The sequence below is a fragment of the Arthrobacter sp. genome (genome assembly GCF_031988865.1).
Lineage (GTDB): Bacteria > Actinomycetota > Actinomycetes > Actinomycetales > Micrococcaceae > Arthrobacter_B.
This window is the reverse complement of sequence record NZ_DALZXY010000006.1, coordinates 1-18,420: the sequence shown is the minus strand read 5'-3', so window position 1 is coordinate 18,420 and position 18,420 is coordinate 1. Positions and strand designations below refer to the sequence as shown.

General features: G+C 66.9%; 17 protein-coding genes. 8 read left to right on the top strand and 9 right to left on the bottom strand.

All coding sequences use genetic code 11. From position 1 onward, the window contains the following. Positions 1-61: 61 nt before the first annotated feature. Both RTN46_RS02085 and RTN46_RS02080 read right to left on the bottom strand, forming a co-directional pair. Complete coding sequence (locus RTN46_RS02085; RefSeq protein WP_312178770.1) at positions 62-355, bottom strand: MoaD/ThiS family protein; 294 nt, start codon at positions 353-355, stop codon at positions 62-64. Further along, positions 352-1,464 carry a WD40/YVTN/BNR-like repeat-containing protein gene (locus tag RTN46_RS02080; protein ID WP_396157182.1) on the bottom strand — a complete coding sequence of 371 codons (1,113 nt, stop codon included), beginning with the start codon at positions 1,462-1,464 and terminating at the stop codon, positions 352-354. Before RTN46_RS02080 ends, RTN46_RS02085 begins: the two co-directional genes overlap by 4 nt. Positions 1,465-1,740: 276 nt before the next feature. On the opposite strand from RTN46_RS02080, the gene RTN46_RS02075 reads away from it, so the two are divergent. The 6 genes from RTN46_RS02075 (at position 1,741) to RTN46_RS02050 (ending at position 7,912) form a co-directional block, all read left to right on the top strand. Further along, positions 1,741-3,138, top strand: coding sequence for an NAD(P)/FAD-dependent oxidoreductase (locus RTN46_RS02075; RefSeq protein ID WP_312178768.1), 1,398 nt, complete (start codon positions 1,741-1,743; stop codon positions 3,136-3,138). Between the two features lie 145 nt (positions 3,139-3,283). Beyond that, positions 3,284-4,213 carry a DUF4031 domain-containing protein gene (locus tag RTN46_RS02070; RefSeq protein ID WP_312178767.1) on the top strand — a complete coding sequence of 310 codons (930 nt, stop codon included), beginning with the start codon at positions 3,284-3,286 and terminating at the stop codon, positions 4,211-4,213. Next, positions 4,206-5,459 carry an MFS transporter gene (locus RTN46_RS02065; protein ID WP_312178766.1) on the top strand — a complete coding sequence of 418 codons (1,254 nt, stop codon included), beginning with the start codon at positions 4,206-4,208 and terminating at the stop codon, positions 5,457-5,459. The genes RTN46_RS02070 and RTN46_RS02065 overlap by 8 nt, the downstream gene beginning before the upstream one ends. Continuing rightward, entirely contained in the window at positions 5,456-6,814 is a 1,359-nt protein-coding gene (locus RTN46_RS02060) for an MATE family efflux transporter (RefSeq protein ID WP_312178765.1), read from the top strand. The genes RTN46_RS02065 and RTN46_RS02060 overlap by 4 nt, the downstream gene beginning before the upstream one ends. Positions 6,815-6,866: 52 nt before the next feature. Beyond that, positions 6,867-7,457 carry a hypothetical protein gene (locus RTN46_RS02055; RefSeq protein ID WP_312178764.1) on the top strand — a complete coding sequence of 197 codons (591 nt, stop codon included), beginning with the start codon at positions 6,867-6,869 and terminating at the stop codon, positions 7,455-7,457. Positions 7,458-7,522: 65 nt separating this feature from the next. Continuing rightward, complete coding sequence (locus tag RTN46_RS02050; protein WP_312178763.1) at positions 7,523-7,912, top strand: hypothetical protein; 390 nt, start codon at positions 7,523-7,525, stop codon at positions 7,910-7,912. 34 nt (positions 7,913-7,946) lie between these two features. On the opposite strand, the gene RTN46_RS02045 is transcribed toward RTN46_RS02050, so the two are convergent. The 4 genes from RTN46_RS02045 to RTN46_RS02030 form a co-directional block, all read right to left on the bottom strand. Next, the gene (locus RTN46_RS02045) at positions 7,947-8,339 is read right to left on the bottom strand and encodes a hypothetical protein (RefSeq protein ID WP_312178762.1); all 393 of its coding nucleotides are present in this window, start codon (positions 8,337-8,339) and stop codon (positions 7,947-7,949) included. Positions 8,340-8,443: 104 nt separating this feature from the next. After that, a complete protein-coding gene (locus RTN46_RS02040; protein WP_312178761.1) occupies positions 8,444-9,133 on the bottom strand; it encodes a hypothetical protein in 690 nt (229 codons plus the stop codon). 125 nt (positions 9,134-9,258) lie between these two features. Beyond that, a complete protein-coding gene (locus RTN46_RS02035) occupies positions 9,259-11,775 on the bottom strand; it encodes a trypsin-like serine protease (RefSeq protein ID WP_312178760.1) in 2,517 nt (838 codons plus the stop codon). A gap of 220 nt (positions 11,776-11,995) precedes the next feature. Next, a complete protein-coding gene (locus RTN46_RS02030) occupies positions 11,996-12,538 on the bottom strand; it encodes a CGNR zinc finger domain-containing protein (RefSeq protein ID WP_312178759.1) in 543 nt (180 codons plus the stop codon). A gap of 124 nt (positions 12,539-12,662) precedes the next feature. Here RTN46_RS02030 and RTN46_RS02025 point away from each other — a divergent pair, with 124 nt between their 5' ends. Both RTN46_RS02025 and RTN46_RS02020 read left to right on the top strand, forming a co-directional pair. After that, positions 12,663-13,676: a DMT family transporter gene (locus tag RTN46_RS02025; RefSeq protein ID WP_312178758.1), complete on the top strand. Its 1,014-nt coding sequence runs from the start codon at positions 12,663-12,665 to the stop codon at positions 13,674-13,676. A 156-nt stretch (positions 13,677-13,832) separates the two neighbouring features. Further along, positions 13,833-14,759 (top strand): cytochrome b/b6 domain-containing protein, encoded by a 927-nt coding sequence (locus tag RTN46_RS02020; RefSeq protein WP_396157177.1) that lies wholly within the window; start codon positions 13,833-13,835, stop codon positions 14,757-14,759. Between the two features lie 18 nt (positions 14,760-14,777). On the opposite strand, the gene RTN46_RS02015 is transcribed toward RTN46_RS02020, so the two are convergent. The 3 genes from RTN46_RS02015 to RTN46_RS02005 form a co-directional block, all read right to left on the bottom strand. Next, entirely contained in the window at positions 14,778-16,334 is a 1,557-nt protein-coding gene (locus RTN46_RS02015; RefSeq protein ID WP_312178757.1) for a long-chain fatty acid--CoA ligase, read from the bottom strand. A 176-nt stretch (positions 16,335-16,510) separates the two neighbouring features. Beyond that, complete coding sequence (locus RTN46_RS02010; protein WP_312178756.1) at positions 16,511-17,524, bottom strand: 1-aminocyclopropane-1-carboxylate deaminase; 1,014 nt, start codon at positions 17,522-17,524, stop codon at positions 16,511-16,513. Between the two features lie 54 nt (positions 17,525-17,578). Continuing rightward, positions 17,579-18,091 (bottom strand): hypothetical protein, encoded by a 513-nt coding sequence (locus RTN46_RS02005; protein ID WP_312178755.1) that lies wholly within the window; start codon positions 18,089-18,091, stop codon positions 17,579-17,581. Positions 18,092-18,420: the final 329 nt, after the last annotated feature.

The window sequence follows — 18,420 nt, the reverse complement described above, 5'->3', positions numbered from 1 at the left end:
CGGTGCTGTCTGAGAACGGCTGGACTCCCTCGGGAGTCCGGCCGTTCCGTCGTTAACCCGGCTACCCGCCGGCGATGGATTGCAGGATCAGTACTTCGGAGCCCGGGCCGACGGCACTGCGCTGCCGGTCCAGCCCGCGGATGTCCTGGCCGTCTATATAGATGTTCACGAACCGCCGGACCGTCCCGGTCTCGTCCCGGATCCGGCGTTCCAGAACCGGATAACGGGCACCCAGTCCGTCGAGGAGCGTTCCGACAGTGAGTCCCTCGCTGCCGGGCAGCGTCAGCTCCCGGTGTCCCTCTGCCGTGGATGCCAGGACCTCCGGAAGCAGAACCCGAACTTCCCCCGCGCTCAAAGGCCCGTTACTCCGGTGGCAGCTGCGCGAACGCACAGCACATCGGGGAGGTTGGAAGTGACCAGGTGAAAGGTCGACCCTTCATCGGCGCTGGCGTACACATCACCCGCCCTGGTGCCGAAGTACACACCCACTGGGTCCGCGGCATCCACGGCGGCCGCATCACGCAGGATCGCATTGAACTCAGCATCGGGCAGGCCCGCATCCTGGCGGGTCCACGACTCTCCGGCCTGGGTGCTGCGGTAAACCGCCAGGTGCCCATCGGGCGGTATGCGTTCGCCGTCTGCGACCAGCGGGATGGTCCAGATGGTCCCGCCGGTGCGCGGATGGGAGAGCATCACGAAACCAAAATCCGCCGGCAGCCCGTCGGCGATCGAAATCCATGTTTCGCCCGAATCATCTGAGCGGTACACGCCGTGGTGGTTCTGCGCGTACAGGCGGCCTGGGGTCTCGGCGTCGCGCGCCACCTTGTGGACGCACTGGCCGAATTCCGGATTCGGGTCCGGCAGAAAGTAGGCGGAGATGCCTTGGTTCCGTGCCTGCCAGCTGTCTCCGCCGTCGTCGGAGCGGTAGACACCGCCGGAACTGATGGCTACGTGCACAGTGTCATCCGCCGGGCTCGGCAGGACAGTGTGCGCGGCTGCTCCGCCGTAGCCGGCGCCCCAGTCGGCGCGGTGCGGATGGTCCCACAGGCCCCGGTTCAGCTCGAAGCTGCTTCCCCCGTCCGTGGATTTCCAGACCGAGATCGGTTCGCAGCCGGCCCAGACCACCCCCGGCCGCTCTGCGGAGTCCGGCTGCAGTTGCCAGATCCGTCCCAGGGATTCACCGGTCCCGGTGGGAAAGGCGATGGCGCCGTCCTCGGGTTCGGTCCAGGTCTCGCCAAGGTCATCCGAGATCACCACGGTCGGCCCCCAATGCTCGGAGAGCAGCCCGGCAAGAATCCGCGGCGGAGAAGTCCGGGTGTCCAAGGCAACGCTGGCCACCTCGTTCATCAGGAAAAAGGGTCCGCTGAGACTCCAGTCAGCGCGGTCCTTGCTGCGGGCCAGCCAGAGCCCCTTGCGTGTGCCGATGGCCAGGACAGTTTCCTCCGTCTGCGTCATGGGTGACATTGGACCATCCGGCCTGCTGCCGGGCAAGGGGGATCCGGCAGCCCAGCCGCCACAGCCGGCAGACAGGGGGAGGTGCCGGCGACGCCGGATCCGTCGTGGAAAAGAGGTTGGGAAAACCCAACCGATAGGATAAGCCGCATGGGCGCCCCCTTCGGCGCCCCCGGGAGCACCCGCCACGCGATGGCTGCTCCCGGTTATACGAAGCGGCGTGTCGAGGCGGCCCATGGGCCGCCTCCGCGCTGTGTGACACGAGGCCGAAAGGCCGGAAAGGCAGCCTTGACTGCACGAATTGCCATTATCGGAGCCGGCCCCAGTGGCATGGCCCAGCTCAGAGCGTTTGAGTCGGCGGCCCGGGAGGGCCTGGAAATCCCCGAGATTGTCTGCTTTGAAAAGCAGGATGACTGGGGAGGCCAATGGAACTACTCCTGGCGCACCGGGATCGACGGATACGGTGAGCCCGTCCACTCCAGCATGTACCGCAATCTCTGGTCCAACGGACCGAAGGAGGCCCTCGAGTTCGCTGACTACACCTTCGACGAGCACTTCGGCCGGCCTATCTCCTCCTATCCGCCGCGGGCGGTCCTCTGGGACTACATCAACGGCCGGGTCAGCAAAACGGACGTCCGCAAGTGGGTGCGCTTTGCGCATGCCGTCCGCTGGGTGAAGGAGGTCGACGGCGGCTTTGAGGTCACCGTTGAGGACCTGCGGGCTAAAACAACGACGACGGAACGCTTCGACCGTGTGGTGGTGGCCACCGGCCACTTCTCCGTCCCGAACGTCCCCGACTTTGACGGCATTGAGACCTTCCCCGGCTCACTGCGCCACGCCCACGATTTCCGCGGTGCGGAGGCGCTCGCCGGCAAGGACGTCCTGCTGGTTGGCGCCAGCTATTCCGCCGAGGACATCGGCGTGCAGGCGTTCAAGATGGGTGCGAAGTCCGTCACGATGAGCTACCGGACGGCTCCGATGGGTCTGGACTGGCCGGACAGCATGGAGGAACTGCCGCTGCTGGAACGCTTCGAGGGTGAGACCGTGCGGTTCTCCAACGGTGAGCCCCGCCGCTTCGATGCAGTGATCCTGTGCACCGGATACCTGCATAAGTATCCGTTCCTGCCGGCCGACCTCGCCCTGGACTCCCCGAACAACGTCTACCCCGAACGCCTGTACCGGGGCGTGGTGTGGGAAGGGAACCCGCACCTTTACTACTTGGGCGCCCAGGACCAGTGGTTCACCTTTAACATGTTCGATGCGCAGGCCTGGTATGTGCGGGACCTGATTCTTGGTACCGCGGACCTGCCGTCCGAGGCCGGCCGCCTGCAGCATCAGGCGCAGTGGCTGGCCCGCTTCCGGGCCATCGGCAGCGCCGCAGACGAGGTGCGGTTCCAGGCTGACTACATCAGCGACCTGGTGGGAGCGACGGACTATCCGGAATTTGACCTCGACCGCGTCGTCGAGGTGTTCCTCGCCTGGAAGCAGGACAAGAAGGAGAACATCCTCACCTACCGCGACGGCGTGCACACCTCCGTCCTGACAGGCACCGAGTCGGTGGTCCACCACACCCCGTGGCTGAGCGAGCTGGACGACTCCCTGGAGCGCTATCTGTCCGAGCCGGCAGAGGACGAGATCGCCCGGATTGTCCGCGGGAACACCGCAGCGGAGCCTGCCGGACAGTAACCGGTCAGCACAACCCTTTCCGCGGGACGGCAACCCGCCGTCCCGCGGGTCGAAGGCCGGCGGTCAAGCGGCCCAGATGGAAATTGTGGGGCCGGTGGACTAAGGATGGAGGAATGGTTCCCGCACCCCGGCCCTCCGAGTCCGTTTGATCTATATAGACCCGCCCCTGTGGCCTGCGCACAATACACACTTCTCCCACCTGGTCTCCGACACCTCGCTGGAGGAGCTGCACGCCTTTGCCGACGCCGCCGGCATCTCCCGCCGGGCATTCGACCAGGACCACTATGACGTTCCCGCGCACCGGCATGCGGACCTGGTGGCCGGGGGAGCCACCGCTGTCGACGGCGCTGCCCTGGTCCGGGTGCTGATCGCCAGCGGACTGCGGATCCCGGCCCGTGAACGCGCCGCCTCCCTGGTGCACCCGCTGCGCCAGCGCTGGGAGGCGCTGCTGCCCGGGGCGCCGGAGCTGGGAGTCGAACTCCTGAACCGGTGGGGCGAGCCGCACCGCCGCTACCACGACCGCCGCCACCTGCTCCAAGTCTTGGAAGCCCTGCACCGCCTGGACTGTGAGGACCGTCCGGTTTTGCTCGCGGCCTGGTTTCATGACGCGGTGTACGACGGCGTGCCCGGCGCAGATGAGGAAGCCTCCGCCGCGCTGGCCGAGCAGCTGCTGCCGGCCACCGGCGCGGGCAGCAGCGACGTGGCCGAGACCGCCCGGCTGGTCCGCCTGACAGTGGGCCACGACCCGGACCCCGGGGACGGCCGGGGTGCGCTGCTTTGCGACGCTGATCTGGCCGTCCTGGGCCGGGAGCCGGGCGGTTATGACCGGTATGCCGCAGACATTCGCCTGGAGTACCGGCACATCGACGATGCGTCCTTCCGTTCCGGACGTAGCGCGGTCCTGGCGGCACTGCTGGGCCGGGAACGGCTCTTCCACACACGCCGGGGCGAGGAAATGTGGGGCAGCCGCGCGCGCAGCAACCTGCGGCGGGAACTCACTGCCCTCTCCAGGTCCGGCCCCTTGAGGATCCAGCCGGCCTCCCCGGACGGGGAAGCAGGGATCCCCGGTGCCTGAACAGACAGCAGGATTCCCCGGCCACGAGCGCGGAAGCGCCGGCTACCGCGGGGTGCTGGTCGGCCTGGCGGCCGCCGGAATAGCGACCTTCGCCCAGCTCTACTCGGTGCAGGGCCTGCTGCCCCAACTGGCCGCCGACTTCGGCGTCACTGCCGCGACCGCAGCCCTCAGCGTCTCGGCGGCGACCCTGGGGCTTGCCGCCGCCGTTATCCCCTGGTCCGCTGCGGCCGACCGCTACGGCCGGCTGCCAATTATGCGCTCGGCCATCGTGGCCGCCGTCGTACTGGGACTGCTGGTTCCGCTGGCCCCGGATTTTCCGGCCCTCCTGCTCCTGCGCTTCGCAGAAGGCGCTGCCCTCGGTGGAATTCCGGCTGTCGCACTGGCCTACCTGAGTGAAGAAGTCAGCCCCGTCCACACCGCCGTCGCCGCGGGCACCTACGTCTCGGGAACCACGATCGGCGGGCTGACCGGCAGGATCGTGGCCGCCCCGGTCGGGGAATATACCGATTGGCGCATAGGTGTGGCCGTGGTCAGCCTCCTAGCGGCGGTGGCCGCCGTCGTGTTTATGCTGGCGGCACCGCGGCAGCTTGGCTATAGGCCCCGCAGCCGGCACGACGGCGGCCCCGGCCTGGGTGCCCGGCTCGCCGGTAACCTGCGGTCGCCCCGCCAGCTGGTGCTTTACGCCCAGGCTTTCCTGCTCATGGGTGGTTTCGTGGCGGTGTACAACTACCTGGGCTTCCGGCTCGGGATGCCGCCCTTTAACCTGCCGCAGGCCCTGGCCAGTTCACTGTTTCTTGCCTACCTGGCCGGCACCTGGTCTTCCCGGGCCGCCGGAAAGGCCGCCGGACGGCTGGCCGGCGGCCGCAGGAACGTGCTGCTGGCCAGTACCGCGGTGATGGCTGCCGGTCTGGCGGTTACGCTGCTGCAGACGCTGCCGGCGGTGATCACCGGACTGGTGGTCTTTACCGCCGGGTTCTTCGGAGCCCATGCGGTGGCTTCCGGCTGGGTGCCGGTGCTGGCAGCAGAAGGCCGGGCGCAGGCCTCCTCGCTGTATAACCTCGCCTACTACGGCGGTTCCAGCCTGCTGGGCTGGGCGGGCGGGTTCTTCTTCCAGGGGGCAGGCTGGGCGGGGCTGGCCGGATTTGTCGGCGTACTGATGCTCCTGGCTGCCCTTCTCGCTGCGACCCTGCCCGGCCGCGCGGGAAGCCGGAACCGCCACACGGCCGGCCGTAGGCTGGAGGAGTGAAAACCCGGGACCCTGCATCGAACCGTGGCCTTGGCCGGCAGATCCTTGCCCTTGCCCTGCCGGCCCTCGGCGCGCTTATTGCCGAGCCGCTGTTTCTGCTGGCCGATGCCGCGATCGTCGGGCACCTCGGTGTGAACCAGCTGGCCGGGGTGGGCCTGGCGTCGACTGTGCTGCAGACCGCCGTGGGCCTGATGGTGTTCCTGGCCTACTCGACCACCGGCACCGTGGCTCGGTACCTGGGCGGGGACCGGCGCCGGGACGCGGTGGCCGCCGGCCGCGACGGGATCGCCCTCGCGGTGCTGCTGGGTGTTGTACTCTCCGCCGCCGCGATCCTGCTGGCGCCCTGGCTGGCCGGTGCGATGGGTGCCGAGGGGGAGGTGCTGCGCTACGCCGTGGATTACCTGCGCTGGTCAGCGCCAGGGCTGACGGCCATGCTGGTGGTGCTGGCCGCCACGGGCGTGCTGCGCGGTTTTCAGGACACCAAGACTCCGCTGGCCGTTGCGGTGGCCGGGTTCAGCGTGAACATCGGCCTGAACTTCCTGCTCGTTTACGGACTGGGCCTTTCCGTGACCGGTGCGGCGCTGGGGACCAGCATCAGCCAGTGGGGCATGGCCGCGGTTTACCTGGTGATGGTGGTGCGCATGGCGCGGCGGGAATCGGTCTCCCTCCGGCCAGTGGCGTCCGGGATCCTCGCCAGCCTGCATGTGGGCTCCTGGCTGATGCTCCGTACCCTCAGCCTGCGGATCGCGGTGCTCGCCGCCGTCTTCGTCGCCACCGCCCAGGGCCCGGTTTCCCTCGCAGCGCATCAGCTGGTCATGACCTTCTTCACGTTCCTGGCGTTCGCGCTCGACGCGCTCGCCATCGCCGCCCAGGCGATGATCGGCAAGGAACTTGGTGCCGGGAACCGCCGCTCAACCCGGGAGCTGACCCGGAAGATGAGTGCATGGGGCGTTGGCTTCGGCGTAATCACCGGCGTGCTGCTGGCAGCGGCAGCACCGTTTGTGGGCTGGATCTTTACACCGGACCCGGGCGTGCAGCAGGCTCTGACGGCCGGTCTGTGGGTCCTGGCCGCAGCACAGCCGGTCTGCGGCCTGGTCTTTGTCCTGGACGGCGTGCTGATCGGGGCAGGAGACGCGAAGTACCTGGCCCTGACCGGCGTCGTAAACCTGCTGGCCTATCTTCCGCTGCTGTGGTGGGTCTATTCCGCCGGGCTCGAAGGCGGCGCCGGGATCGCCTGGCTCTGGGCCGCGTTTGGGCTCGGATACATGACCGCTCGAGCCCTGACGCTCTCCTGGCGGGCGCGCGGGGAGGCCTGGATGGTGACCGGTGCGGCACCGGGGAACCGGAAGGACTAAGCTAAGGATCGGCCGGAACGGCCGCCAAGCGAACTGAAAGCGGAGGCCAACCGTGGGCGTATCCCACCCCAAGGCACCTTGGATTCCCATCCTGCTGCGTTCCGTCATTGCGGCGGTCTACGGAGCATTGACCATTTTCTGGCAGGAACCGACCCTTCCGGTGCTCGCCGCCGCCGGAGGCATCTACCTGGTACTGACCGGCGTCAGTGTCTGGCGGATGGCTGCCCTGGCCCGGGCTTCGCAGGTTCCTGCGGTCCCCGCCGCGTTGCTGGCGGCCGCCGCCATTTACGCTGCGGCCGGCGTTATTGTGGCTGTCTTCCAGTCCAATGAGGTCTTTGCCTATGTTGCTGCGGCTGCCCTGCTCATAGGCGGAGCCATCGAACTCGTGTTCTGGTACCGCGCCCGGAAACTGTTCGTCCCGGCCCGTGACTGGCTCATCACCGGAGTGGTTGGAATCGGCGCAGGTGTGCTGCTTCCGGTGTTCCTCGCCCTGCCCGAAGGCAGCCAGGTTCAGGCCCTGCTCGGCGTCAGCGGCGGAGCCGCCGTCATCACCGCAGTCATTCTTGCGATCTCCGGACTGGGGCTGCGCCATGACGCCAGCCTGACCCGGGACAGCAAGGAAGCCTCGCAGGCACTAAACTAGAACTACCCGCGCTCTTCTACCTCAGGTAGAAGAGTGCCCCAAACGATATTGCAGGAGGACAGATAGTGGCGAAGAGCCAGCCCGGTGGGCCGCAGAAACGGAATTCCGTGAAAGCCCCGCTGGTTTTCTCCGCAGTCCTGGCCGTCATCGCCGGTATCACCACCATGATCTTCGCCACCGGCGGAGCTACCAAGGAACTGCGGCTTGACCTAGGCCTGACCGCAGCGGGCATTGCGTTTATCGCTTCGCTGCTGATTTCTTCGCTCCTGCTGATGACCGAGAAGCCGAATCCGGAACACCTCAGCGAAGGGTCCGGCATCCACCGTGCCTCCGCCAAGATCCCCGGCGGCGCAGGCAGCGTAGGCGGGCCCGCTTCCAAGGATCCTGTCCAGGATGTCCAGGACTCCGGAACCTCCACACCTGATTCGGATCCGGATTCAGCCGGGAAGGCCTAGTTTCGCAGTCCCACCTGGGGCTGTTTCAGGAAAGCTAGCGGCGCTTCCGTTTTTTCCGGGATGGCCGGTCGGTCTTCTCGGGAAGGTGAATGCCGGGCTCGCGTGCCCGCGGCTCATTCAGTAGCTGGTCCAGACCGGTTTCCTCGGCCGCGTCCGGGTCTGTCGGATTGCTGGCAGGCCGCGCCCGTTTCAGCCGACGGGACTCCCGTCTGTGCAGGACCAAGGCAGCAACTGCTGCTGCCGCGGCCACGGCGCTGAGCAGTGCTGCCAGGGCGTTCAGGTACAACCAGGCGAACGTCAGCAGCGACGGAACCGAGGCAGGCAACCGGAGCAGCCCAAGAGCCGAGAGCACCCAGAACAGGATGCAGGCGCCGATCACGGCCCAGGCGGCGAGGGGCGGCAGTGTGGAACGCAGTCTTTGCTCCATGGGATGCTCCTGGAGGCAGGCGGGGAATGCCGTGCTGCTCGATCCACTCAGTCTAGGAGCGGATGTTCCTTGGATGCGCCCCGAAGAGGGCGAAACGGGGTGCGTCAGGGGTTGTTTGTGGCCAGCGGGGTTCCCACCCCGGTGGACTCGGCTACTGCCACGGGTACGTTGGCGGGAAGTGTCGCACCGGCCAAGGCCGTGCGCAGCTGCTCCACCTGCCCTGCCGGCACGAAGGCGGTGATGCCGGTCTGGCCGCTGGAACTGATTTTGTGAAGTGCCACCCCGGCTGCAGTTCCAGTGTCCTGGACAAGGCGCAGTGCGGCCTGCAGTTCCGCGGCGGAGAATGCCGCCTGCACCGGGACGGCTCCGGTGGCTCGGATGGCCTCGAAAAAGGACGTGTCCGTGACCGCCACGTGCAGCAGGCCATCAGCGACCCACGCATCGGTATAAGCCGCGCCAAGTGCCTTCTTGAGGGCCATGTTGGTTTCCACCGGATCTGCCATGCCGTCCTCCGTGTGTGATTCTTCGGCTCCGGCGGAAGGTAATCCGGCCTTCGGAGCGGCCGGAATCCCCGGCCCCTCGACAACTGCAGGTTCTGAAGACGTGGCGTCTGCTCGTCCCGCAGTGGAGGACTCCGGCTCCGGTGCAGGGCCGCAGCCCGCCAGCGGCAGCAGCAGAGCGCCAATGACCACGCCACGCACCAGCACCGCCGGTGTGGACCGCGGACGGGCAGCGGAACTCGAACGGACCGCGGGCAGCGGGCCGGCTTTGGCATCGAACCGAACTGACTGCACCGGAGCTCCTCCCTTTCCATCTGACCCGCAGGGCTCTCCCAGTATTGGCCCATGCCGGAGATCTTGCCAGACCAAAACGGTCCGGGTTCCGCTAAGGCGGATCCCGGACCGTTTTGTGAGTGGGGCTAGCGGGTGCTGCTGCGCCGGCGGCGGCTAATGCCTACGCCTGCCGCTCCGCCCAGAAGCAGGACTCCTGCTGCTGAGAGCAGTGCGGTGGTGGTGCCGCTTGCTCCCGTGCTGGGCAGCTTGCCGCCCGGACCCGGGTTGACCACACCGGCAATCTGGAGTGCCGTGACGCGGACATTGGCAGTCGCCGCGGCGGATCCGATGCCGTTGAGTTCCTGGGTAGCGGTGATGACGTAGTCACCGGCGCCCCACGTTCCCAACTCCACGGTCCAGTTGCCATCTGCATCCACCACAGCGGTGGGATCAGCGTCACCGACGGTCAACGTGAGCGTTGCTCCGGGGACGCCGGTTCCGGAGATGGTCTCCGGCGCCGTCGCTTCGGTGAAGACTTCCCCGTCCCGCAGCGATGTGATGGCCGGAGCCGGGTAGATCACGCTGAAGGTGGTGGTGGCCACCGGGGAAGCGGTCTTCCCCTGAATGCCGTCCTGGCTGGCCGCGACAACGTAGTTTCCCTGGGACAGCGGTTCGTCCAGCTGGACCGAGAAGGCCCCCTGGGCGTTAGCCGTGGCGGTTAGGACCTGCGGGTCGGCGGCTGCCCGGGCCTGGGCTTCACCTGCCTCGCCGTTAGCGGGAGCGACCTCCAGCGTCACGGTGGCCTCAGGATCCGCGAGCCCTTCGATGACCCGGAGTTCGTTCACGACGGACGCTCCGTCTGCAGGGTTGGTCAGGACCGGGGCAGCCAGTGCAGAGTGCTTCACGATCACGTTGTACGTCGTGGTCTTGGACTTGTTGAATCCGATGGTGGCTGTGGCCGTGATTTTCGCGTCGGCGCCGTCGGCAACCGTGCGGGGAACCTTCATGGACCAGGTTCCGTTGTCCGCGGCCGGGATTTCGGCGGTGCCTCCATTGACGGTGACCTTCACCGTCGATCCGGCCGGCGCCGTGCCGGTCAGTACCTGGTCGGTCTGGACCGTAGCGCCGTCTTTGACGTCGAGCGTCGGCGCCGCGACGTGCAGGGCTACGGTGTAGCCGCCGGTGAGGGAGAGTGCTGACGTCAGGTCTGCGGCTCCCACCGTGTCGATGGTTCCGTCGCCGTTCTTGTCGAATCCTCCGCTCACCAGGCCGAGAGCGGTGTTGCCCGCAATGACCGGACCGCCGGAGTCACCCTTCGCTGCCACCACTGTGGACTCGAAGCCCAGGACGGCACGCACATCTTTTTGGTCGGCCGGGTAGTTGGGGCCGCCAACCCCAAAGACAGCAAGCTCGGTGACCGTGCCGCACTGCCAGCCCGTGGTCAATCCGGAGCGGCAGACCGGCAGCCCGGCGACAGCGGTTCCAGTGCCGGTGATCTGCGTTGTGGTCTCGGAAAGTCCACTGGCGGCCCACTGGGTAACTTCAGGCAGCAAATCCAGGTCCTTGTTGATGCCGTCAATGACAGCGACGTCCGTGCCGACGATCCCCGGGGCGTTCCCCGGACCACCGAAGACGGAGGTGCCGAACGTTCCAAGTGGTGTGGTCGGCAGTCCGGTGCCGGACGCGGGAGCCAGGTACGTGTTCTTGATGCCGCCGTCATCGGTGCAGTGGCCGGCCGTGATGACAGCCGGTTCACCTGCCGGGTTCCAGCCGTTGAAGCCGATCGAGCAGGAGCCGAAAAGCTGCCCGCCCCCGGCGGCGGGGCCGGCGTCGCCCAGATAGCCCTGACCGCCGTAGACGTCCTCCAGAGCCTTTCCGGGGCCGGAGGCTGGTTTGGCCACGACGTTCGTGTAGTCGTCGGCGAATTCCTTCGGAGTGGGTGCGTCGGAATCCTGCAGGGTCCGTGCCGAAGCTGCGGCGGGTTCTTCCGGCGCAATGACATTGATGGTGAAGCCGTCGCGGCCGAGGCTGATGGACTGGAGTCCCTCGACGCCCACACTGGCGATGTAGTCCTGTGCCAGGGCGGCCAGGTCGGTAGCGGTGCGGGTCGCCTCAGGGGTTTCCGCGGCTGACTCTGCGGGTGCGGGTTCAGGTGAAGGCTCGGTTGAAGGGGCCGGAGCCGGCGCTGTCTCGGTGGGAGTGGGAGTGGGGGAGGCAGAAGTGCTGCTGCCATCCGTAGCCGTCTCGGCGTCGGGAGTTTCTTCGGCTGGCTTTTCGGGGGTGGCGGGTGCCTCGAGCCGGGCGTCCAGCTCCTCGGCCAGGGCTTCCAGCGCCGGGCCGGATCCGTAGATGACGATTTCCGCGTCTTCAAGGGCCAGTCCGGCGAAGCCGTCCGTGGCCTGGAGCTGCGGCAGGGCCGCGGCGGCGCGCTGTCCCAGTTCACCCGCCTTCTGGAATTCCTCCTCGGTTATCCCGAGGTCGCGCTGCAGCGCCTCGGCCAGGCCGGGCGGCAGGGCGCCGGGAAGTTGGGCGGATCCTTCTGCTGCTGGGGATGCCGCCGGCTGGGATGCGGCCGGCTCCTTTGGTTCGCCAGCGCCGGGTGCCGCTTGGGCCGGCATTCCGATCATGGCGCCGCCGACCACCAGGGCTGCGGTGACGGCCACGGCGCGCACTGGGCCGGACCTGACTAGTGACGTTCTCCTCATTGAATACCCCCATCAGACGTGAGCCATGCTCATGCTGCCCGGGCATGCCTGAAGAAGAACCAGCACCGGGAATCCGAGACTTATTTGGCATTCCGGTGACATAGAAGGGTCCCGGAACTGACCCGGAGCCGAGCCACAAAATCCGGAAATGGCAATTGGTAAGGTTACTTCGTGCCCGTCAGGGTGAAGATTGCCGCAGCCGGTAGGCGCGCACGTTTTCGCGGTTGCCGCAGTTTCCGCTGCCGCAGTACCTTCGGGACCGGTTGCGGGACAGGTCGATCAGGACGTCGCCGCAGTCTGAGGCAGCACACACGCGCAGCCTCCCAAGTTCCCGTGCACGGACGACGTCGGCAAGTGCCATCGCGGCCTCCGTTGCCATGCGATCGGCCAGGGCGGCCTCCGGAGGTGTGCAGTGCAGATGCCAGTCCCAGCCGTCATGCCGGACCAGCTGCGGCAGTGCCCGGGAAGCGCTGAGGAGGCGGTTGATGCCTTCAACCAGTGATTCTTCCGGGAGCGTCCAGAGTTCGCGAAGGTCAGTCCGAAGCCGGAGCACGGCCTTTAGCTCAGCGGGGGTATGGGTCCGGGATCCGGAGAAACGCTCCTGTTCCAGGAACCGGGTGAGGCCAGCGTCATCAACAAGGGGATCAGGGTCCTCGGAGGCCGTGTTGGCCAAGGCGGCGGCGGTTACCAGCGCCACCTCCGTGTCATAAGTGAAAAGCATCTTGACTCCTGACATTGACCACCCTAGTGTCACTAGCATAGGCCCATTTAGCTCGTGACAAGCTGGTGACAAGTTCGGGATGTTGCCCAATTGGGGGGCGGGCCGCTTCCTCGAAAGGTCCGTCATGGAACAGCCCAAATCCGCGTCACGCGCGCTGTCGCCCGCTGCTGCAGCCGGTGCCTCCGGCATTCTTATCGCGCTTCTCTCCTCGGCCGTTTTCGGCCTTTCCGGGTCCTTTGCCAAATCACTGATGGAAGCAGGCTGGACACCGGCCACCGCCGTCGCGTTCCGCATGGGCGGCGCTGCCCTGGTACTGCTGGTCCCTGCCCTTATTGCGCTGCATGGCCGCTGGTACCAGGTCCGGCAGAACTGGAAAACCATCGGCCTGTTTGGCCTGGTGGGTGTGGCGGGGTGCCAGTTCTTCTACTTCAACGCAGTGGAACGCCTGTCCGTGGGCGTAGCCCTGCTGCTGGAATTTCTGGCCCCCGTGCTGATGGTGCTGTGGATGTGGTTCCGCAGCCGCCGTCGCCCCGGAACCGCCACCATCTTCGGCGCCGCGGCCGCCGTCGTCGGACTGGTCCTGGTCCTTGATCTGGGCGGTGACCTGCGGGTGGACCCCCTTGGGGTCGCCTGGGGCCTGGCTGCCGCCGTCTGCCTGGCGATGTACTTCTTTATTACCGCCAAGCAGAACGACACCCTCCCGCCGCTGGTGCTGACCACGGGCGGGCTGCTGGTTGGCGCCGGAACCATGCTGCTGCTCGGCCTGACGGGACTCCTGCCTACCGGGTTCAGCACGGCGGACGTGGAGCTGGCCGGCTGGGTGACCCGGTGGTGGGTTCCGCTGATCGGCCTGGTGCTGCTCTCCACAGTGCTGGCCTACGTCACCGGGATCATCGCTGCCCGTGCCCTCGGGCCCCGGGTAGCCTCCTTCGTCTCCCTCACCGAGGTGCTTTTTGCCGTGCTGTGGGCCTGGCTGCTGCTTTCGGAGCTGCCGCGGACCATCCAGCTGGTCGGCGGGGCCCTGATTGTGACGGGACTTGTCCTGGTCCGGTCGGACAAGCACACGGACCTGCCCGACGTCGGGGCGGAGGAGGCCCCGGAAACTTCGGACCAGGTCACGGGGCGGCGGCGCTTGTAAGGGCCGGGTCCGGTAGGCTCACCGGCAACGAAAGCGGCTCGAGTAAACGGGGGAAACTGTGAAGACTGACCATTCCGCACCGCGGGATACCCGGCCGGGACCGGCTGCGCTCCGTAACCGGAGATCCGTGCGCAGGGCAACTGCGGCAGGCTCCGAATGAGCCCCAGCCCATCCCGGACGGCCTCGAGGTCCCCCTGGCTGAAACTGGCGTGGATGGTGCCCGTGGCACTGCTGGTGCTCGCCGGCGTCGTCCTGGCCGCCCGCTGGCTCCGGGACACGCCTGCACTGCAGGACTTCCTGGCCCAGTATCCGGGATTCTCTCCGCTCCCTGACGGTGCCCCGGTCGGGATTCCGGCGTGGGTGGGATGGCAGCATTTCCTCAATTCCCTGCTGCTCCTGCTGATCATCCGCTCGGGCTGGCTGATCCGGACCCGTCAGCGGCCCATCGGGTCGTGGACCCGGAACAACAAAGGCCTGATCCGCACCAAAAACCCGCCGAAGCGAATCAGCCTGGACCTCTGGTTCCACCTCAGCCTGGACGTGCTCTGGGTCCTGAATGGCCTGATTTTCTACGTCCTGATTTTCGCCACCGGCCACTGGGTGCGGCTGGTGCCCACCAGCTGGGATGTGTTTCCCAACGCCGCCTCCGCCGCGCTGCAGTACGCCTCGCTTCAGTGGCCGCTGGAAAACGGCTGGGTCAACTACAACAGCCTGCAGCTGCTGGCATACTTCTCCATCGTGTTTATTGCCGCGCCGCTGGCCATCATCTCCGGATTGCGGATGTCCCCGTCCTGGCCGGCCAAATCCCGGGTGAACCGGTACTTCCGCATTGAAACGGCCCGGGCAGTGCACTTCCCGGTGATGGTCTACTTCGTGCTGTTCATCATCGTTCACATCACGCTGGTGCTCACCACCGGGGTGCTGCGGAACCTGAACCACATGTACGCCGCGTCGGACGATACCGGCTGGACCGGCTTCTGGTTCTTCGCGGTCTCGGTGGTGGTCATGGTCGGAGCGTGGGTGGCAGCCCGTCCACTGCTCCTGCGGCCCGTCGCCGCCCTGACCGGCAAGGTCTCCCGGTAAGGGCGGCTGCCGCGGCCCCTATACGTCGAGGGTGCCGGCCCGCACCCCGGGGGCCGGCTGCGCTGCTCGAACGTTGATTTCACGCTTGAGGATCTTGCCGGTGGGACCCTTGGGCAGTTCATCGGTGAACACCACCCGGCGCGGGTATTTGTAGGCGGCGAGGCGGTCCTTGGCGAACTCCATGATCTCAGCGGCCAGCGCGTCCCGGGCGTCGTCGTCCTGCGGAACGGCCTCGGCCTTGAGTCCGATCACGGCCGCCACTTCCTCGCCGTTGAGCTCATCGGGCATTCCGACGACGGCGGCTTCCGCGACGGCGGGATGCTCGTACAGGATTTCCTCCACTTCGCGCGGGTACACGTTGTAGCCGCCGCGCAGGATCATGTCCTTCTTCCGGTCCACGATGTAGATGTTGCCTGCTTCATCGAACCGGGCGAGGTCACCGGTGCGGAACCAGCCGTCGGGGATGGCGGCCGCCGTGGCCTCCGGGTTGTTCCAGTACTCCTTCATCACGCCGAGCCCGCGGACCGAAAGCTCGCCAATCTCACCGATCGGCACGTCATGGCCCTCGCCGTCGAGCATCCGCACTTCCATGCCGAACACCGGCTTGCCGATCGAGCCGGGATGGTGCTCCTCGCCGGGGAGATTAAAGGACACGATCGGAGAGGTTTCGGACAGGCCGTAGCCTTCGAGCAGCTCCGTACCGAACCGTTCCTCGAATTCCCGGAGGACTTCGACCGGCATTGCGGCCCCACCGGTGATGGCTCCGCGCAGGGACGAAATGTCGGTGGTGGCCAGGTCCGGGTGGCGCAGCATCCCGACGTACATCGTGGGCACGCCCTCAAAGAGTGTCACCCTGTCCCGCTCGATGATTTCCAGGGCCTGGCCGGCGTCGAACCGGGGGAGGAGGCTGATGGCGGCGCCGGCGAGCACTGCGGCGTTAAGCGCCGCGGTCTGCCCGAAGACGTGGAAGAAAGGCAGACCGCCGAAGATCACGTCAGTTTCCGTGATGCCCAGCAGGTCCCGGGCGACGTCGGCGTTGCTGCGCAGGTTGTTATGGGTCAGGGCCGCGCCTTTCGGCCGGCCGGTGGTGCCGGAGGTGTAGAGGACGACGGCGATGTCCCCGCCGTCGACCTCAGCAACGCCGTCCTCCGCCTCGGTGTCCGCGAGCAGCTCCCGGAAGCTGCTGGCGTTGACTGGGATGACGTCCACGCCGCCGGCCTCCTCGGCGCCCGCGGCGGCCTCGGGAAGCATCAGCTCGAAGGCGAAGAGCAGGCTCGCACCGGAATCCTGCAGCGTGTAGGCGACTTCCCGGGCCTTCAACAGGGGATTCATTGGCACCACGACAGCCCCGTAGCGCAGTACCCCGTAGTAGACCGAGGCCATCGGCGGAATGTTGGGCATCATCAGGGCTACCCGGTCTCCGCGCTGCACGCCGCGGGCGCGGAGCAGTCCTGCGACCTTGGCGCTCATGGCGTTCAGCATTTGGTAGCTGATGACGGTGTCGGCCAGCTTCAATGCGGTGTTCCCGGGAACGCGGGCTGCGGTGTCGGTCAGGATTCCGGCGAGGTTGGGCATGGACGATCTCCTTTGATCAGGGCCAGCGGTAGCTGCGGTGCACCCGAGGCTACACAGCCTCTCCCTGTGTGGGAACCGCCTATGCACTGCGTTTCGGTAAGCAAAGGACCACCGGTGCGGTTTTCCAGCCTCTGGTGGCTGCTGCCCTAGCGGCGCTTTAGCCGGGTCCCAGGTCGTTACCCCCGGAATAAGCCGCTGTAGGCATTGAGGGCCAGCTGTCCGCCGAGATGCGCATAGAGGACCCTGCTGCCGGCCGGGATGCCGCCGCTGGTCACGAGGTCGATCAGCCCGGCCAGGGACTTCCCCTCATAGACCGGGTCGGTGATCATGGCCTCAAGCGATGCTCCGAGCCGGATCGCTTCCAGCGTGGAGTCGACCGGAATGCCGTAGAGATCTCCGGCCCAGCCCTCCAGTACGGTGATCTCGTCGTCGCGCAGGTCCCGGCCCAGTCCGATCAGCTCCGCAGTGTTCCGCGCGATGCGCTCTACCTGGCCGCGGGTCTTCTGCAGTGTGGCGGAGGCATCGATGCCGATCACCCGGCGCGGCCGCTCCTGGCCTGCGAAGCCGGCGATCATGCCGGCGTGGGTGGAGCCGGTGACTGTGCAGACGATGATGGTGTCGAAGAAGATGCCAAGCTCACGCTCCTGCTGCTCCACCTCGTACGCCCAGTTGGCGAAGCCCAGGCCGCCCAGCGGATGGTCCGAGGCGCCGGCCGGAATCGCGTAGGGAGTTCCGCCGTCGGCCTTCACCTCTTCAATGGCGGCCTCCCAGCTGCTGCGGATGCCAATGTCGAAGCCGGCGCTGTCCAGCCGGACGTCGGCTCCCATGAGCCGGGAGAGCTGGATGTTGCCCACGCGGTCCGAGAGCGGGTCCGGCCAGTCCACCCAGTTCTCCTGCACCAGCCGCGCCTTCAGCCCCAGTTTGGCTGCCACCGCGGCGACCTGCCGGGTGTGGTTCGACTGGTAGCCGCCGATGGACACCAGGGTGTCCGCGCCCTGCGCCAGCGCATCGGGTACCAGATACTCCAGCTTGCGGGTCTTGTTGCCGCCGAAGGCCAGGCCGCTGTTGACGTCCTCCCGCTTCGCCCAGATCTCGACGCCGCCGCCCAAGTGTGCGCTCAGGCGGGGGAGCGGGTGAACCGGGCTCGGCCCGAAGGTCAGCGGATAGCGCTCAAAGTCTGTGATGGCCATGCGGACGAGTATGCCCCACGCCTGCGGCCGGGGTGCGGAACCAGGGGCAGGTCCTCAGAACTTTTCGACTGTGCTCTGGATGTCGTGAACCTGCTCGGCCGGGATCCAGCCGGCAACGCTCTGGTGGAACAACGGTTCGTTGTAAGAGAAGGGATGGAAACCGTAAGAGCTGATGAGTCTGCGCTGGTCGGATTCCTCCCAGCGGCTTGACTGCATGACGGCGAGTCTTCCCGCGGCGTCTTCGGCAAGGATTCGGACCTGCCGTCCCCGGCCCAGGTCTCCTGATACTTCGACCTCCTGAACACCTGATACTTCGTCAGCTGGCACCCGGAGGATGTGGTCGACCGGGGTTGCGGCGAAATTATTCGGATGCCGGCGGCACGTTTTCCATTCAGGGCCGGGAGCCAAATCGGCCCTGCTGACCAGCGTCAGGGTTCCGTACTGACTCGGTCGGACATCCCGAAGCTCGTATTCGCTGCCGCGCCAGGTTCCGAAGGCCCCGGTGAGCTTGCTGCCGTCCGCCCGCCACCTGCTGACGCCCGGCACGAATGATGGTTCGTTTTCCATGTCCCCCTGCTTTTCACTGGCTGCTGTTTCTGTTTCGACCCTCTCATACGAGCCGTTACAGTCTGCTGGTGGAACCCTTGGCTGCACCAGCGGGCTGGACCGGCGGCGGTATTCTGGAACCGGATTCGAGGCACGGCCCCGGCACTCCGTCCCGGCCGCCGAACATCCCGCACACCCGAATGGAAACCGCCTTGTCCCTTCCTGCCCCGAGCCCCGCTCCAGCAACTGCCCCGGCAGCACGGCAGACCGTGCTCTCCACCCTGCGCTCGCCGCAGCTGCTGAAGACCGAGGCGCTGGCCGGACTGGTGGTGGCGCTGGCCCTGATCCCG

Bases quoted from the DNA above. Each gene is read 5' to 3' on its own strand.
- RTN46_RS02045 (WP_312178762.1), bottom strand. From the start codon at position 8,339: ATGGAGCAAAGACTGCGTTCCACACTGCCGCCCCTCGCCGCCTGGGCC.
- RTN46_RS02080 (WP_396157182.1), bottom strand. From the start codon at position 1,464: ATGTCACCCATGACGCAGACGGAGGAAACTGTCCTGGCCATCGGCACA.
- RTN46_RS02015 (WP_312178757.1), bottom strand. From the start codon at position 16,334: ATGCCCAACCTCGCCGGAATCCTGACCGACACCGCAGCCCGCGTTCCC.
- RTN46_RS02020 (WP_396157177.1), top strand. From the start codon at position 13,833: ATGAGCCCCAGCCCATCCCGGACGGCCTCGAGGTCCCCCTGGCTGAAA.
- RTN46_RS02005 (WP_312178755.1), bottom strand. From the start codon at position 18,091: ATGGAAAACGAACCATCATTCGTGCCGGGCGTCAGCAGGTGGCGGGCG.
- RTN46_RS02010 (WP_312178756.1), bottom strand. From the start codon at position 17,524: ATGGCCATCACAGACTTTGAGCGCTATCCGCTGACCTTCGGGCCGAGC.
- RTN46_RS02030 (WP_312178759.1), bottom strand. From the start codon at position 12,538: ATGCTTTTCACTTATGACACGGAGGTGGCGCTGGTAACCGCCGCCGCC.
- RTN46_RS02025 (WP_312178758.1), top strand. From the start codon at position 12,663: ATGGAACAGCCCAAATCCGCGTCACGCGCGCTGTCGCCCGCTGCTGCA.